This is a genomic window from Pedobacter sp., assembly GCF_965279535.1.
GTDB lineage: Bacteria > Bacteroidota > Bacteroidia > Sphingobacteriales > Sphingobacteriaceae > Pedobacter.
Genome location: NZ_OZ257244.1, coordinates 1,326,554 through 1,340,278 on the forward strand (window position 1 = coordinate 1,326,554; position 13,725 = coordinate 1,340,278).

The following is a 13,725-nucleotide window of genomic DNA, read 5'->3' on the forward strand; positions in this document are numbered from 1 at the left end:
CCTGCTGACAGTATTATAGCACCTTTCCAAAAAGAACATTGATCAATGATCAGTTTTAACCATAATTTCGAGCTTGTAGCCCTTACCACGAACAACAACAAGACTGACACCAGGCTCAGGTTCCAGTTTTTTCCTCAGTTTTGATATAAACATATCCAAACTGCGCCCTACTATAACCCCCTGGTCTTCCCATATTTCTTTCTGTAAACGGCTTCTTTCTATGGTTTGGTTAGGGGAAGATGCGAAAATATTCAAAACCCGTGTTTCAGTCCCGGTGAGATCTATGGCCTTTCCATTTATGACTAGCTTACGGTTCCTTGCATCGAACAACATTGTGCCCAAAGTGAATATGTCCGCATCCACTTTAACAGGTACGCCCCGACGCCACTTGGCAGATAATAAAAAGACAACACCAACAAATGCCAGGAAAGGTAAACCGCCTGATAACAGTTTATTCTTTACTGTATTTATAATTGTCGATTTAAATTTGATATTGATCATATAATGTGCTTTGGGTTGTTTTCTCCCAATACATGCGATGATATCATCTTTTTTATTTTGGGTTATAGCATAGCCATAAGCTACACCAGACTCGCTACTGTTTAAAACTGTGACCACATAATTACTGGAGAGTGGATCTTTCGCCAATACACGCTGCGTAGTATTCACAAGGGAATCCGCTTGAAAGCTAAATGCCTGCTCGAACCTGATCCGATATTCATTTTCCGCTACTTTTTTTACCGGAAGCACCCTTGATGTACTATCGCCTGACTGTAAAAGGAGTTCATGTGCGACCTTGCGAAGCAAAATTTCCCTCCTTGCGATATTGAAGTCGTCACTACCGGTCATACTGAGCGCTGTACAGATTGCAGAAATAAGCAGAACCAATATTGATCCGGCCAGGTATTTACCTTTACGGGACAGGAAATCTCGGCTATTAAGCATAGTGTCAAGTATTTATTTACAAAGGTTACATTTTTATTTACAATCTAAGTTCCTCATCCCGAAATATATAGAAGTATTTTTGTTGTACAAACTCCACAGGGATATGAAAAGTACAAATCCCTTAAACGGAGCTGATCGATCAGTAGATGGATCTAAGTAAATTAAACCATAAAAATATGAAAAAAGTTATTTATGCGCTGATTTTACCGCTGGTTGTGGTAAGCGGACTGGTATTTGCAAATCTTGGGAGTAAAAGTGAAGCTCCTAAAAACCCCAGCTCTAAGCCCCTCAATCCTGCTGAAAGAAAAGCTGCATTGGAAAAATGGGAGGCTACTCCTGATGGTATCAAGTACAAAAAATGGGTAGCCTCTCCAGCGGGTAAAAAAGTATTTACCAGTACAGCTAAAATAAACAGGAATGTTAAGGAATTTACGAACATGGAGGCCACGATAACCGCTCTTACTCTTCCCAAAGGCTCAAGGTTAGGTTTCGGTTTGATGGTCAGGATTAAAGGTGAGGACTATATTCTTGCTTTTGGTACGGAAAAGTTCAACAAGTTTTTCTTTAATTCTAAGGATGAATTTGAGCAATTGCGAGGTCTGAAAGTTAACGACAAGATCATGATCAAGAGCCGTGGTGTGTCGCATGCACCAAAATACTCATACCCTATCCTATCTGGCGACTATGTGGAACTAGATGGTAAAATAATTTATAAACGTGCCCCGCGTGAAGGTGGTTGCTAATCGGGGATTTCTGCATAGGTAGTTCTTCGCACATTTCGTTGCTGATCAACATAGGGGAAATTTTGATCCACAAGTTTTTAATTTCATTACTTTCACTTAAACGGGCTGTCTTTTTTGAAATTAAAATAAATGCTCATATGTTTGTACATTCTAACAAAGACAGAATTACCTAACCAATTATTAGAGCAAATTAAATCCCCTTCATATGAACACAAATAAATTTCTGGCAACCTTACTCATTTTAGCTTTAGCTGGCCCATGTTTTTCACAGCAGGCCCGAAATCCGGCGACAGAGGTTAACAAATCGTCGCAGCAGGTAATGAGCAAAGTAAAAACTATGGCAAAAGCCTTGATTAAGAAAGGTTTTACTGCCGGAGATGGCTATGGGGAAGTGTGGATTAGAGACTTAAATACCTTTATCGAGCTAAGCTGCCAGGTAAATGACCGGTCGCAGATTAAGAAGCACCTCATTACTTTCTTTCAGTTTCAGCAGGAAGATGGCTCTATTCTGGATGGGTACATCCCTGCTGAAAAAGCGGGCTCAGAAGGAAAATTTTACAAATCCGATCTTGTTCCAGGATATCTTGGTCATAAAAATACGGTTGAAACGGACCAGGAGACCTCATTAATTCAGGCTATAGCCAAATACATCCGCATTACGGGCGATAAAAGTATCCTGACTGAAAAGGTTGCGGGTTTACCTGTTGAAAAACAGATGGAACGGGCAATGGATTTTTTAATGAAAGAAAGATTTGATGAGAAACATGGCCTTTTATGGGGAGCAACAACTGCTGATTGGGGAGATGTTCAACCTGAACAAGGTTGGGGTGTTGTGATTGACGAAAACACCCACAGAGCCATTGATATTTATGATAACGCCATGTTCCTGATTGCCATTAATGATTTTCTAGAAGTAGCAACGCTTCCTTCTGCAGAAGTAAGTAAATGGAAAAATATTTACAAAAGTGTTCGTAATAACATTAATAAGCATTTGTGGGACACTAAGGCTCAGAAATACATTCCCCATATTTACCTGAATGGTTCTCCTTTCCCTTCAAGTTTTGACGAATCTAAAGTTTATTACCATGGTGGTACTGCAGTTGCGATTGAGGCAGGCTTATTGACCAAAGCCCAGGTAAAAGATGCCTATTTGAAAATGAAAAAAAATGTACGTGATGCCAATGCTGCAACAATTGGACTAACCCTCTACCCTGTTTATCCAGCCGGAACATTCCAAAATAAAGTCATGGGGCCTTATTCCTATCAAAATGGTGGTGACTGGACATGGTTTGGCGGGAGAATGGTTACCCAGCTTATAAAATATGATCTATTGGACGAAGCCCGTGAAGCACTCAAACCAATGCTTGACAGGGTAATTACTAATAATGGGTTTTACGAATGGTATACCCCAGATAATCAACCAAAAGGATCTTCAAGCTTTAGAGGAGAAGCCGGTGTATTGTGGACCGCAATAACCGAGCTTGAGAAGAAAAAATAAGCCTGTTACTAAGCTAAATTCTTTTCAAAGGCATGTCATTTCTTTCAACTGGCATGCCTTTGAATAACTGGTATGGAATGAACCGGTAGCAATACACTTATCTAAAATTATAAGGCTTTCATCCTTTAACTCTTACAGACGCTTTACCTCATTATTTCAGATGAAGATTCGAGTTCAAAATCAGCATGCTGCCAGGCTTTATCCAGGGCAATTTTTATTTTTTCAGCTTCCGTTTTTTTGTTTTGCTTAAGCAGTGATTGATATAATCCTGCAAGTGCCCAGCCATTCTTTTTCCATACCTGCAAATCCTGCAAATATATTTTCTCTGCTTCACGAAATTTGCCTGTGTTGATCAATACAGCTCCCAAATAGTGCCTCACTGAAAAGAACCAATCGGGCGGTTCATTGTAATTAAGGTTATCTTCAAGGATGATGGCTTCCTGGAGTAAACTGATGGCTTGATTAGTGTCATTTTGTTTCATGGCGATTCCTGCACGTAATACCTTTAGTGCAATTTGTGCCAGATCAGCGGTTGTGTTGATATCCCACACCGTTAAATTTTGGAGCGTCGTATCAGCAGCCAGGACAGAGAGTGCTTTCAATTCCTTTTGTGCATTACCGAGATCTTTTTTGCCTAAATAAGACATACCTCTGGCATAATGCCAGATAGACTGGGGATAGGCCAAGCCTTTTGGTGGAATATCAAGGGAAAGTATAGCATCCCACATGGCTAATTTTACGGCCACATAGTACGGTATGGTATAATAATGCTGGAGGGTTCCCCAGCCAGGTTTTTGCATAAGGTCTTTAGCTGTATGTTTCTGAACCTGCAATGCTGCCCGCCATGCCAACGCAGAATTTCCTTCCAGTGTAGCGGTTGCAGCCAGAAAATGATAGTTGTGGGGATAATAGGCTAAGGGATACACACCATGGGCGTGACATGCTGTGGTGTAAATGCTATCTGTTTTTACAGCACTGATATTAGATAAGGTACCCGAATGATAATCGCCGGTATTGATGTAAATATGGGAAGGCATATGCACCAGGTGACCGGAACCGGGAACCAGTGTTTCCAACAGCTTAGCACTTGTCAAGGCCTTTTCTGGCGTAGGAGAAGCCTCTAATGCATGGATGTAAAAATGGTGTGCACCGGGATGACGGGGGTTGATCTTTATGAGATGCTCCAAAACGGCAATAAGTTCCGGGGTCCAGGGCTGTGCGGTTTTTGTTTTCTTTTGATACAAATCCCAGGGGTGTAAATCCATCAACGCTTCCGCATACAGCGCTCCAACATCAGGGTTAACAGCATATTGGTTGTATACTTTTTTCATGGCTGTTGCATAGGCTATGTCTAGCGGCTTACGATCACCTGGTGGTTGTGCTGAATAGCGGGAGGCTAATGCTATTATTAATGCTTTTTCAATTGGGGTACAGGTGCTTGAGTGTTGCTTGGCCTTTAGGGAAGCATCATAAGCGCGTTGAAAATTATCTTCTTCCATACCACCATTGTAATTGGGACCTAACACGTAGGCAAATCCCCAATAGGCCATGGCGCAAGTCGAATCCAACCTTATCGCTTCATAGAATGACCTCGCGGCTTCTGCATGATTAAAGCCGTAAGCCAGCATCATGCCCTGATTAAAGTAATGCTGAACCTCCTTACTGGATGTTGAGATTTTAAAATTAATGCCCTGAAGTCCTTTTAGTATAGGGGCTTTACGACCAGAAGTATACCAATCTTTATCGTTGGTTGCTGGGCTATAGCAAACACTCACCTGCTTAGTGTTTACCGCCGATCCTTTTTGTTTGGATGAATCATCATTGCGACATGACAAAACAAAAAAGAAAATCAGAAGAGGAAAAACATGCTTCATAAAAGAGCAGATTTTATGGATAAAAAAGACTATTAAATATACTTAAAAAAATAACAAGACACTTAAAACTTTTTCTTTGGCAGACAACAAGCATGTTTTTAATATTTTTTTCGAAAACCACATTATACACTTAATGTCAGACACATAGCATAATGTCACGCTAATTTTATTTTTCCCTGCCATTAAACACCTACGCAAAAAAACTGACTTTTTAGGTAGAAATGTCAGCAAAAAGAAATATTGATCAGCAATGCTTAAAAAGCCCCTGAGTTGGATTGATTTTTGAACAAATCTTGATATGAAAAAGTTTCTCCCTTATATACTTGCTACAGCCATCTCTATCATTGCTATTTTTTCATCGTTTACATTAGCCGATCCTGAATTGGGCATTTCTACAGCTTTATTCAGTTGGATGGCCTGCATCTGGATTATTTTTGGGAACAGGAAAAATCGAAAATGCTTATCATAATCCAGGAAGTGCTCTTCTTATCAAGATACCCCAAAAAAGGCCTGCAAAAAATGAAAACTTTAATACGCCGTAAAGATATTTACAGCAATTGCTGCAGGCAACAGCAACTTATTAACCATTGAATCCTTTACATTTAATACTTGCTAGCCTGGCTTAAAATATCATTATAATGCTTTAATGCTATAAGATTTACCTTTAATACTGTGGAAGGAAACGGTGTACCCCATTACCGAACGTTCACTTTTTAAGCCAAGCGATTGAATTGTAAATGGTTCATTAGCCCTTATGGTACATTTTCCTCCGTTTTTTGAAACAATTGTTGCTGTAATGATTTTGTTTTCAGTCCAGTTCATATCAACAGTGAAATTACCTTTTGCCACCAGGCCACTAACCGTACCTTGCTTCCAGGCATCAGGTAAAGCAGGAAGGAGGTGTATTTCGTTATTCTGGCTTTGCATTAACATCTCAATTATACCAGCTGTACCCGCAAAATTTCCATCGATCTGAAAAGGCGGGTGGGCATCAAAAAGATTTGGATATGAACCCCCATGTCCACTGTACTTGGTATCGTTATCTTTGGTTAGCCTTAACTGATTTCTAAAAAGTTTATAGGCGTGATTACCATCTAAAAGTCTCGCCCACATATTCACCTTCCATGCCAGGCTCCATCCTGTGCCATCATCTCCCCTTAATTCTAATGTGCGTTTTGCTGCGTTGGCCAGTTCAGGTGTTTTTAAAGGGGATATCAAATTAGCGGGGTGCAATGAATACAGGTGAGAAGTATGCCGATGATGGGGATCTTCATCTTCAAAATCTTCATACCATTCCTGAAGCTGTCCTTGTTTTCCAATTTTAAAAGGGAATAGTTTTTTTTCTGCTGATGCCAGCGTTGCCCTAAACCCAGGGTCTGTATCCAAAATATTAGCTGCCTGAATTACATTTCCAAATAAATCTTTAATTATAGCCATATCCATTGTACTGGCAACTGTTACTGCGCCTTTTTTCCCGTTACCATACTGATACCGGTTTTCTGGCGATGTTGATGGCATGGTTACCAAATACCCATCCTTATCTTGCTGTAACCAGTCTAAAGAAAACAAGGCCGCATCTTTCATTACAGGATATACTTTTTTAAGATATTTTAGATCGCCAGTATATTGGTAGTGTTCCCATAAATGCCGGCTCAGCCAATTGGCACCCATGTACCAGTTGGCCCACATGGGATCTCCTTTACCCCGATCACCCACGGGATTACTTGTTGCCCAGATGTCGGAATTATGGTGTACTACCCAGCCATTAGCATGATAGAAACTTTTGGCCGTTTCGGTTCCTGTTTGGTGTAAATTTCCAATCAGATCGTTTAATGGAGAAAACAGTTCTGAGAGGTTAGCAGTTTCTACCGGCCAATAATTCATCTGCACATTGATATTTGTTGTGTAATTACTACTCCATGGTGCACGTAATTCTTTGTTCCAGATACCTTGTAAATTGGCGGGCGCATCTTTAGTACGTGAAGAAGAAATGAGTAAATATCTGCCATATTGAAAAAACAACGCTTCAAGGCCTGAGTCTTTTGCCCCTTTGGTATATTCTTCAAGTCTAACATCTGTAGGCAATGCTGATCTGTCTTCCTCTGCTGCATTAAGCTTCAAATTTACCCTGTTAAAGAAATGATGAAAGTCTGTAAGGTGATCGGTTAATAACTGCTGATATTTTTGGTTTGCAGATTTGCGAAGATGATCCGTTGCGAGTTTATGTTGATCTTTTCCTTCACTATCCGGACATTTATCAAATCCATTGAAACTTGTAGCTGCAGAAACAACCAAAAGTATTTCTGATGCATCTTTAATTATAATCTGGTCAGCTTTTTCTTCCAAACTTCCATCAGAAATGATGGGTTTTAAGATTAATTCAAACCGCATTCCCCTACAATTAGTGCTATCTTCATAAACTATAGGATTTTTATTGTACCTAACATAATTTGGATCTGCATGCGCAGGCGCCCTTCCTTTTAAAACAAGCATTTTTCCGGCAGCTAAAACATTGTGCTGTAGCTGACTTTTTAGTGAAATGGAAACAGAAAGGTTCTTAGGCCGATCGCTGGTCAGTCTGATTATGATACACTCGCCTGGTGCGGAAGCAAACATTTCTCTTTTGTAAGAAACACCATCCACGGTAAATGCTGTTGTTGCAAGACCATCCCGAATGTTAAGTTCCCTGCTATAAGTGGATTGTTTACCATTTTTAAAATCCTGCTTAAGTATGATGTCGCCCAATGGAAGATAACTTTCACTGTAAACACCCTGCATTTTTTTTGTGAGTTGATAGGCCTTTTCATAATCTTTTTCCTGAAGTGCCTTTCTTATGGGATCGAGGTTTTCAAAGGCAGCAGGGTTTACATTCTTCGAAACAGGTCCGCCACTCCATAAAGTTGCCTCATTAAGCTGAATAAGTTCTTCATCAGTTTTTCCAAAAATCATGGCACCAAGCCGCCCGTTACCTATGGGTAGCGCTTCTGTCCACACACCGGCAGGTTGTTGATAATGTAAAGTTTCCTGTTTCTGGGCACGTACAGACAAAGTGTTGATGACAATCAGTAAGGGAAGAAAGTATTTTCTCATTGCTGGTAATTAGATTTAAATGGTAATATACAGACAAAATCCGTATAGATATAATGCTTTTGACATTTCTGTCTGTTGGCTAATTACAAATCTAATATCCGCACGATATAAATAAAATGATGTATCAACAAATGATAAAGGGTTGAAAAGCATATACATGAGCTAGCAGACCCTTGTGGCTGAAACGCAGTTTTTGTAATAGAAAACTTATGGCCATCTATTTTCCAAATTCAAGGAAAAGCATACCAGATTCAGTTACTGATAATAAAACATGCTAAGGACTTTTCATTTTTGATCAAAATTAAATAGTAATGCTTATGTTTTTCAAATACAAATTCCCCTCATTTTTTTCGATCTTGGCCACGTTTTCTCCTGTGGATCCAATCCGTTTAAAAACAAATGTCCGATTACTTGATAATCCAATTCATATGCCTAAAAAAAACCTTCTCATTGTATTTCTATTGGCAACCTGCATTGCAGCATCGGCCAGGCAGCTACCTCTACATACGGAGGATAACTGGAGTGGTTTTTCCGGAGTGGATGTAAAAAAAACAATAAGAGGGAAAGCCTGTAATTCTGAATTTGCACTTAATGCAGAACCAACGTTTAGCTATGTGATGACCGATGCCCCCCATACCCCTGAGCGTTTCCATCAATTGTTCAAAGATCTACAAGAAACCAGTAGTGGCGTATCAGAAAATGCTTCAATACATTATATTTCAACACGTTTTATCGGAATTACATTTCTGCCCAATTATATCATAGAGAAGGGTAAAAGAATACAGCTTTACCGCTCATTTGGAGGCGACGATTATGAGAAACTGGAGTTTTCCGCTATACAGCGGCATAGGCTAATCAGACACTGGACATCACTTTCTACCTTAGGAGAAGATAAGGAGCATGTTTTTTTGGGTAGTAAGACCTTAGACCATAAAACAGTTACCCAAAAATGGAAACGCACCTATTTTGCCGGAAATTTTAGATTAGCTGTTGGAGATACGCTTTACATCATGGTCAGGAATATCGCTAGCCGAAAGCTGATCAAAACCATTACCATAGTAAGACCGGAAGATAAAGCTAATAATTTCATTTTTTACCAGCTGCCCCTCAAAGGAGAACAACTCAGCACTAATCTCCAGCATATTTTAAATTATGGCTCAGGGATACCAGAAGTTTATTCAGGAAAAGTTAAGGATTCTTTTGTTAAAGATTATGGTAAGCTGGGTATTATCCGGTTTGCCGGGTTGCGGAGAAATGAAGTGTTGCAATATGCTTTTGAAAATAAGCTTGAATCCTGGCGCTCCATCTATCCGGTTGGCCCGGAAAATGCTGTATATATTGTTGTTGAAAATGATCTTCCGGCTGGAAAAACAAAAAATATTTTTCTCCGATACAGAAGCCAGGCCGAAACCATCCATAAGATAACCGTAAGCGTAAACAACAGACCTATCCAAATCCCCTGGGGAAAGGTGGCGTTATTTACCATTGTATTATTATTGCTTGGAGGTGTATTATTCTACATTTGGAGCAAACGTAACAAAAGAAAACTCGAGGCTTTAAAACGCAGGAATGAAGATACCGAAACCCGACTTTCTTTATTGAGCGGGCAGTTGAATCCACACTTTCTGTTTAATTCACTCCATGCCATCCAGGGAACAATTAATACCAGCAATCCGGATAAAGCGAATGCCTACATTAGCAATGTTGCCACTTTTATGCGGGATGTGATGGATACGGGAAAAAAAGAGTTTATATCTCTGGAAGAAGAAATCAAAATAGAAAAAGGCTATTTACAGCTTGAGCAGGAAAGGCTGGCATTTTCTTATACTGTTGATATTTCTGCTGACATTTCTGCATCACTTATCGATTTTCCTCCGCTCCTTTTACAACCTGTATTGGAGAACAGTATTCGGCATGCCTTTGGAAAGCAGTTCAGTTCTCCAAATATTTTGATTAAAATCTATTCTGTCGCTTCCTCACTTATTATTGAAGTTTCAGATAATGGAAATACGCCATGGAACAGTACAGCAGCAAATGAGGGGCACGGTTTGTCACTCACCAGAAAACGCATTGCTGTTTACAATGAAAAACTAAAATCACTTCCCATCCAAATGCAAATAAAATATCAAACGGGCACAGGAACAATTACTACTTTTACTTTTCAAAACTGGCTTTAATGAATAACCTTAGCTGCTATATTGTAGATGATGAACAAAGTGCCATAGAAACGCTCTCTGGCCTAATATCCCGTTACTGCCCCCACTTAACTATCTCAGGCACTGCCAATACAGTAAAAAATGCTGTAAATTATTTGGCTCATGAAACTGTAGATATACTTTTCCTCGATATAAAAATGCAACAAGAATCGGGTTTTGATTTATTAAAGGAGCTTCGGGAAAACAGGGCGCATATCATTTTCGTAACGGCACATGATGAATATGGCATACAAGCGATTAAGTTTTCTGCTACTGATTATCTGTTAAAACCTGTAAAGCCAGAAGAGCTGATTGCTGCGGTACATAAAATTGGGAAAATGAAAAATTCGCAATCGGAGCAGGTAGCGATGTTGCTGCAGTCCTACCAAAATCAGCGTTTTAATACCCAAAAGCGCATTGCCCTCCCCGATCAGCATGAGATCAGGTACGTGCTTATTGAACACATTGTGTGTTGCATGGCCGACAACAGCTACACCAGTTTTTATCTAAGGGGAGAAAGCAACCCCATTGTGGTTTCGAAATCCATTTCTGATTACGAACAGATCCTCCATCCGTATGAATTTGTGCGGGTGCACCAATCCTGGTTGATCAATAAAAACCATATTGAATCGTTTAAAAAAGCGGACGGTGGTTATCTCATTATGGGCAATAAAATGAGTGTTCCGGTGAGCAGGCAGCGCAGGCACCTGTTAAAAGAACTTTAACGTTATCTTAAATGGATTGATCACGATCTTTCAAGTGAAGCGCCGCAGAACTTACAGAACTGCGCATCAAGATCATGCCCTTCGCGGCTGCAATTGGGGCAAGATTCGGGTAATTCTTTTTTTTCACGTGCAAGCATGGCCAAATCGTGCGTAAGGATGCCTGTAGGAACGGCAATAATGGAATAACCGATAAGCATCACAACTGCCGCCAGGAATTTTCCCGCAGGGGTTACAGGTGAAATATCTCCATATCCAACCGTGGTGATGGTAACGATGGCCCAGTAAATACTTTCTGGAATGTTTGAAAAGCCATTTTCCCTTTGTTCAACCAGGTACATCACTGATCCTAAAATAATGGTTAACATGAGTACAGTGAATAAAAAAATACTGATTTTCCTTACACTGCCTTTAAGTGCGGTAGAAAGAAACCGGATTTCGGTAAGGAAATGACCGAGTTTAAAAATTCTGAAAACCCTTAACAGCCGCAATGCCCGGAATACCAGTAACGATTGTGCACCCACGAAAAAAAAGCTCAGAAAAGATGGAATCAATGCGATAAGGTCTATAATCCCAAGAATACTAAAAACATAACTCAGTGGCTTTTTGATACAAATCAACCGAAGTATATATTCGATGGTAAAAATAACTGTAAAAACCCATTCCAGTAAGAAGAATACCTCACCATAACGGTCGTGGAAACGCTGAACGCTATCCAGCATCACCACAGCAATACTGGTAAATATGGCAATCAGTAAGCCAATATCAAATGCCTTCCCAGCGGGTGTGTTCGACTCATAGATGGTTTCATGCAGGCGGAACTGCCAATTTTTAGATGCGGCTCTTCTCATTTTCTTACAACAAAAAACTTAGTATTTTGTGTCATCATCCAGCGTAGATTGAACTTACCATGCTTAACAGTGAACCCCTGGACGAGTACACTACTCTTTAACTTGCTTATCGTACATTTTCCAGCTAACAAATGTAGATTTTAAACCCATCTTTTTTACTTTCCGTTTATGGTGGTTAACATAAATAATGAAGTATACTTTATCGGTTTCAGGTACTTCTGCATCAAAATCAAATGCAGCAAAATCGTATTCGGGCACTACTTTGCGTGCTACAATCTTCTTTGGCATATTGATGCTGAAATAGGTTAAATCCTCATTCAGTACGATTTCTCCAAATTTGCTATCATCTAAGTTCCAGATATCCAGCCTGTCATTTATGTCTAAAGCAAAAGAAATCACTCCCGCTCCCCTTCTTTCTGCATCGATGTAAGAAGAAAAGCTTGTTTTACCTTCATAAACCAGGCTTCCTTCCGATTGAGCTTTAGAAGCTGAATCGGCTTGATTGGCATTTTCATGCTTTTTATTTTCAATTTGCTGTGCGTTTATTTCATTTTCAGAAACAGCTTTTTCGGGTGCTGATCCACAGGCAGACAATAGCCATGCGAGTGCAATACATAAAAAAATGTTTTTCATTAACCGGTAAGTTTTGAATCTAAATATCGGACTTTAACTTGAATCTTAATGGAGTTAATGCTCCTTTAATTCTATTCCTCATTTACAATAATCACACGCCTCAGGGCTTAATTTCATTAACGAGTGTAGCCCCGGTAACAAAAGCATCGGCATTTGAAAAGGTAATTTCGGCAATTTGCTGCATGGCTTCCCGTGTAAAGAATCCCTGGTGAGCAGTTATTAATACATTAGGAAAGGAAATTAAGCGTGCAATAAGATCATCCTGAATAATATCTTCGGAAAGGTCATGAAAAAACAAGTTCGATTCCTGTTCATAAACATCAAGTCCAAGATACCCCAATTGTCCCGATTTCAATGCCGAAATTACATCATGGGTATTAACCAGTCCGCCCCTGCTGGTATTAATAAGCATTGCGCCTTTTTTAAAAAGTGCCAGGGTTTGTTTGTTGATCAGGTGGAAGGAATAAGTTGATAAAGGGCAGTGCAACGAAACAATATCGGCTTCGCAAAGGGCCGCTTCTAACTTCACATACCGAAGGCCTTCCGCAACCAGTTCTGCATCTGGGTAAGGATCAACCGCCACCACACTACATCCGAACCCTTTTATAATCCTATAAAATGCCTTGCCAATATTTCCGGTACCAATGAGGGCAACCTTAGAACCATGTAAATTAAAGCCCATAAGTTTTTCGAGAGAAAAATTGCCCTCTCTGATTCTGTTGTAGGCTTTATGGGTTTTCCGGTTCAGGGTAAGAATCATGGCCAGTGCATGTTCGGCAACCGCTTCAGGAGAATAAGCTGGCACCCTTAAAATTTTAATACCCAATTCTGCTGCTGCCTCCAAATCCACATTATTAAATCCGGCACAGCGAAGAAGTATAAGCTTAACGCCATTCTCCCGTAATGCTGCTAATACTTCGGCATTTGCCAGATCATTTACAAAAAGACAGAGTGCATCTGCACCTTGGGTAAGCACTACATGCTGCATCGTCAGTGCCTGCTCAAAAAAAATGAGCTCATGCCCGGTATTGTAGCTATTTAAAAACTCCTGGTCATATGCGCAGGTACTAAAAACAATAATTTTCATTTCTGGTAGGGATTACCTCTAATATAGTGATAAATAAACAAATCCAGTTTTAAAGACGCTGTGATACACCTCTGTTAAACGCGAACA

The 13,725-nt window shown here is 39.9% G+C and carries 11 protein-coding genes; 5 read left to right on the forward strand and 6 right to left on the reverse strand.

The features are described 5' to 3' along the window. Positions 1 to 42: 42 nt before the first annotated feature. Entirely contained in the window at positions 43 to 945 is a 903-nt protein-coding gene (locus ACQY77_RS05205) for a winged helix-turn-helix domain-containing protein (RefSeq protein ID WP_421939046.1), read from the reverse strand. A 176-nt stretch (positions 946 to 1,121) separates the two neighbouring features. Between ACQY77_RS05205 and ACQY77_RS05210 the strand changes: the two genes are divergently transcribed. Together ACQY77_RS05210 and ACQY77_RS05215 are read left to right on the forward strand one after the other, a co-directional pair. After that, entirely contained in the window at positions 1,122 to 1,688 is a 567-nt protein-coding gene (locus ACQY77_RS05210) for a hypothetical protein (RefSeq protein ID WP_421939045.1), read from the forward strand. Positions 1,689 to 1,893: 205 nt separating this feature from the next. Further along, on the forward strand, positions 1,894 to 3,186 hold the full coding sequence (locus ACQY77_RS05215) for a GH36-type glycosyl hydrolase domain-containing protein (RefSeq protein ID WP_421939044.1): 1,293 nt from the start codon (positions 1,894 to 1,896) through the stop codon (positions 3,184 to 3,186). Positions 3,187 to 3,329: 143 nt separating this feature from the next. On the opposite strand, the gene ACQY77_RS05220 is transcribed toward ACQY77_RS05215, so the two are convergent. Further along, positions 3,330 to 5,060 carry a tetratricopeptide repeat protein gene (locus ACQY77_RS05220; RefSeq protein ID WP_421939043.1) on the reverse strand — a complete coding sequence of 577 codons (1,731 nt, stop codon included), beginning with the start codon at positions 5,058 to 5,060 and terminating at the stop codon, positions 3,330 to 3,332. Positions 5,061 to 5,358: 298 nt separating this feature from the next. Here ACQY77_RS05220 and ACQY77_RS05225 point away from each other — a divergent pair, with 298 nt between their 5' ends. Next, positions 5,359 to 5,529 carry a hypothetical protein gene (locus tag ACQY77_RS05225; protein ID WP_421939042.1) on the forward strand — a complete coding sequence of 57 codons (171 nt, stop codon included), beginning with the start codon at positions 5,359 to 5,361 and terminating at the stop codon, positions 5,527 to 5,529. A 164-nt stretch (positions 5,530 to 5,693) separates the two neighbouring features. Here ACQY77_RS05225 and ACQY77_RS05230 read toward each other — a convergent pair whose 3' ends face one another. After that, positions 5,694 to 8,150, reverse strand: a complete 2,457-nt coding sequence (locus ACQY77_RS05230) for a glycosyl hydrolase family 95 catalytic domain-containing protein (protein ID WP_421939041.1) — start codon at positions 8,148 to 8,150, stop codon at positions 5,694 to 5,696. A gap of 428 nt (positions 8,151 to 8,578) precedes the next feature. Here ACQY77_RS05230 and ACQY77_RS05235 point away from each other — a divergent pair, with 428 nt between their 5' ends. Both ACQY77_RS05235 and ACQY77_RS05240 read left to right on the forward strand, forming a co-directional pair. Then, complete coding sequence (locus ACQY77_RS05235; protein ID WP_421939040.1) at positions 8,579 to 10,327, forward strand: sensor histidine kinase; 1,749 nt, start codon at positions 8,579 to 8,581, stop codon at positions 10,325 to 10,327. Continuing rightward, positions 10,327 to 11,070, forward strand: a complete 744-nt coding sequence (locus tag ACQY77_RS05240; RefSeq protein ID WP_421939039.1) for a LytR/AlgR family response regulator transcription factor — start codon at positions 10,327 to 10,329, stop codon at positions 11,068 to 11,070. Before ACQY77_RS05235 ends, ACQY77_RS05240 begins: the two co-directional genes overlap by 1 nt. A 20-nt stretch (positions 11,071 to 11,090) precedes the next feature. Here the strand turns inward: ACQY77_RS05240 and ACQY77_RS05245 are convergent, their stop codons facing one another. The 3 genes from ACQY77_RS05245 to ACQY77_RS05255 form a co-directional block, all read right to left on the reverse strand. Further along, the gene (locus ACQY77_RS05245) at positions 11,091 to 11,918 is read right to left on the reverse strand and encodes an ion transporter (protein ID WP_421939038.1); all 828 of its coding nucleotides are present in this window, start codon (positions 11,916 to 11,918) and stop codon (positions 11,091 to 11,093) included. Positions 11,919 to 12,008: 90 nt separating this feature from the next. Further along, a complete protein-coding gene (locus tag ACQY77_RS05250) occupies positions 12,009 to 12,551 on the reverse strand; it encodes a hypothetical protein (protein ID WP_421939037.1) in 543 nt (180 codons plus the stop codon). Positions 12,552 to 12,651: 100 nt separating this feature from the next. After that, a complete protein-coding gene (locus ACQY77_RS05255) occupies positions 12,652 to 13,638 on the reverse strand; it encodes a 2-hydroxyacid dehydrogenase (RefSeq protein ID WP_421939036.1) in 987 nt (328 codons plus the stop codon). Between the last annotated feature and the right edge of the window lie 87 nt (positions 13,639 to 13,725).

Excerpts from the sequence above, each read along its gene's own strand:
- ACQY77_RS05205 (WP_421939046.1), bottom strand. The coding sequence starts at position 945 with ATGCTTAATAGCCGAGATTTCCTGTCCCGTAAAGGTAAATACCTGGCC.
- ACQY77_RS05210 (WP_421939045.1), top strand. The coding sequence starts at position 1,122 with ATGAAAAAAGTTATTTATGCGCTGATTTTACCGCTGGTTGTGGTAAGC.
- ACQY77_RS05215 (WP_421939044.1), top strand. The coding sequence starts at position 1,894 with ATGAACACAAATAAATTTCTGGCAACCTTACTCATTTTAGCTTTAGCT.
- ACQY77_RS05220 (WP_421939043.1), bottom strand. The coding sequence starts at position 5,060 with ATGAAGCATGTTTTTCCTCTTCTGATTTTCTTTTTTGTTTTGTCATGT.
- ACQY77_RS05225 (WP_421939042.1), top strand. The coding sequence starts at position 5,359 with ATGAAAAAGTTTCTCCCTTATATACTTGCTACAGCCATCTCTATCATT.
- ACQY77_RS05230 (WP_421939041.1), bottom strand. The coding sequence starts at position 8,150 with ATGAGAAAATACTTTCTTCCCTTACTGATTGTCATCAACACTTTGTCT.
- ACQY77_RS05235 (WP_421939040.1), top strand. The coding sequence starts at position 8,579 with ATGCCTAAAAAAAACCTTCTCATTGTATTTCTATTGGCAACCTGCATT.
- ACQY77_RS05240 (WP_421939039.1), top strand. The coding sequence starts at position 10,327 with ATGAATAACCTTAGCTGCTATATTGTAGATGATGAACAAAGTGCCATA.
- ACQY77_RS05245 (WP_421939038.1), bottom strand. The coding sequence starts at position 11,918 with ATGAGAAGAGCCGCATCTAAAAATTGGCAGTTCCGCCTGCATGAAACC.
- ACQY77_RS05250 (WP_421939037.1), bottom strand. The coding sequence starts at position 12,551 with ATGAAAAACATTTTTTTATGTATTGCACTCGCATGGCTATTGTCTGCC.
- ACQY77_RS05255 (WP_421939036.1), bottom strand. The coding sequence starts at position 13,638 with ATGAAAATTATTGTTTTTAGTACCTGCGCATATGACCAGGAGTTTTTA.